Genomic DNA, 2,206 nt, shown 5'->3' with positions numbered 1-2,206 from the left:
CGAGGGCGGCCGTGGGAAAGTGTTTTCAACAAAGGAGGAAGCTTCGGATCTCCTCCGAACGCCCTTCCCCCCTGGTCCACACCTCCCGAACCGGGCCCGAGGGGGTGTCGATGGGTACTGCGGATCACTTCTGATGACTGTGGATCGCTATGGATCGGTATGGATCGCGATGAGTCGCTGCAGATCCTCGCGGATGACTGCTTGCGGATCACTGCCGCGATCACTGCGGATTCGGCGCCCGGCAGGGGCGGCCTACGGCAGCAGCTCGTCCATGGAGGCGCGACCCTTCTCCGCCATACGGCGTTCCGCCCAGGCGAGGGTCTTCGGAGTCACGTCACGGCCGGAGGCCAGGACCAGGTCCTCGGCCGTGAACTCGCCCTCCGACCCGGCATGCAACAGCCGGTCGGGCGTCGGGAAGTCCCCCAGGGACGTCTTGTCGGGCTCAGCGTTCATGCCGCCTCCTACGTGTTCGTCCGGCACTCGCCATTCTCGTGTCCGGTCTCCGGGTCCGCATCCGGGAGCGTCGGAGACCGGTCCCTCCAGGCCCGACCCCCGCATCTCCCGGCCCCGGCGCCTCCCGGCCCCCGGGCCTACCGACCGACGCGCCTCCCGCGCCCCCGCGCTCCCGCACTGCCCGTGTCGACGCTGTGTCGGTGCGGCGTCCGTGCGGCGTCGGTGCGCCGGCGGTCAGGCGCCCGGAGGCCCCGGGGTGTCCCCCGGCTTCCGGACGAGTTCCGCGGCCGTACGGGCCGCCAGCCCCGTCCCCTCCTCGTAATGGCGGGTGTACGCCACCGAGGGGAGCGCCTCGCGGAGGGTCTCCTCGGCTCGCGCCCTGATCAGGGCCTCCGTCTCGGGTGTGAACGGCCGGAAGCCGCCGTCCGTGCCGGAGCCGGCGTGGGCGTCGTAGGCGCCGAGGAGCCGCGCGCCCGTCTCGGCGTCGCCCGGCCCGCCCCGCCCGCCACGTGCCCACGCGGCCGTGGCGAACTGGGTGACGAGCAGGTACGGGGCCACCAGGTGGGCGAGGGTCTCCACCTCGTCGACGGCGCGTGCCAGCCGTTCCACAGCCCGGTCGTAGGCGCCGTCGAGGCAGTCGATCCAGGCCCACGCTCCTCCGGCGAGACCCCAGAAGAGGCCCGGCGTCACGTCTCCGAACTCACTCTCCAGGCGGGAGAGTTGAGCCCGGGCGAGACCGGTGCGCCCGGTGTGGCCGTAGTGCTGGGTGAGCAGCAGCCGTGCGGAGCCGGCGACCTCGGCGCCCCACTCCCCCGCGGCGTCGGCGGCTTCGGTGAGGAGTTGTTCGGCCGCCGGTTCTCCCTCCGGGTGGAGCCGGAGCCGTACGGCCGCGAGGCGCGCGGTGTAGAGGGGCACCTGGGAGCGCGCGCCGACGTGGGCGGCGGCGTCCGTGGCCCGCTCGAAGTCGGCGGCGGCCTCGGCGAGCCGGCCCGCGCGCTCGTAGGACTCGCCGCGGGCGGCGAGCGATTCGGCGATGCCCCAGGAGTCCCCGGCGGTCTCGAAGAGGGCGAGTGCCTCGGCCGCGTCCTGCGGGCCGTGGACGACGAGTTTGGCCCGGACGAGGAGGGCGAAGGCCAGGTCCCAGCCGGGGGCGTGGTCGCGGCAGGCGTCGACGATCGCCGTCAGGGTCTCGTCGAGGCCGGCGAAGTCCCCGGTCATGAGACGGGCGAAGTACCACATCGTCGCCGGCTGGCGGCAGGTCTGCGGAAGGCCGGGGCGGTACGCGGAGACCAGCGCGACGAGCCTGGCGCGGGTCTCGGGGTGCTCGAACGAGGTGGCGCCCCGACCGCCCTGGGTCGCGAGCACGTAGAGCCGTCCGCCGCGCCGGGCTTCGAGGAGTCGCTCGCCGTTCCACGGCGGCGGGACGTCCGTGCACCGGCCGTCGAACGGCTCGGCCGGGCGGATGGGCTCCTGGAACGGGTCGGGGCCGAGCCGGCTCGCCTCCACGGCCCAGGTGCGGGCGTCGATCTGGTGGTGGCGCAGTTGCCAGAACCAGCTGAGGGAGTGGACGAGGCAGAGCACCTCCTGCTCGTCGCCGAGCGCGACGGCCGTCCGCAGGGCTCCGCGCAGGTTGTCGTGCTCGCGCTCCAGGAGGGCGGTGGCGTCGACCTGTCCGGAGCCGCGGAGTTCGGGGTCGGTGGTACGGGCGAGTTCCCGGTAGTACGTGAGATGACGCCGCTCGACCACGGCCCGC

Annotated in this window: 1 protein-coding gene and 1 pseudogene; both read right to left on the bottom strand. The window is 73.7% G+C overall.

Annotation, left to right across the window (positions count from 1 at the left end; genetic code table 11):
- Window positions 1-252: 252 nt before the first annotated feature.
- Window positions 253-453, bottom strand: coding sequence for a hypothetical protein (locus tag ACZ4XX_RS40245; RefSeq protein WP_468512772.1), 201 nt, complete (start codon window positions 451-453; stop codon window positions 253-255).
- 234 nt (window positions 454-687) lie between these two features.
- Window positions 688-2,206 (bottom strand): annotated as a pseudogene (locus tag ACZ4XX_RS40240) (AfsR family transcriptional regulator); the annotation flags it as partial.

This window comes from Streptomyces sp. NPDC029956 (genome assembly GCF_055574655.1).
This window is presented reverse-complemented; position numbering and strand designations above follow the sequence as displayed.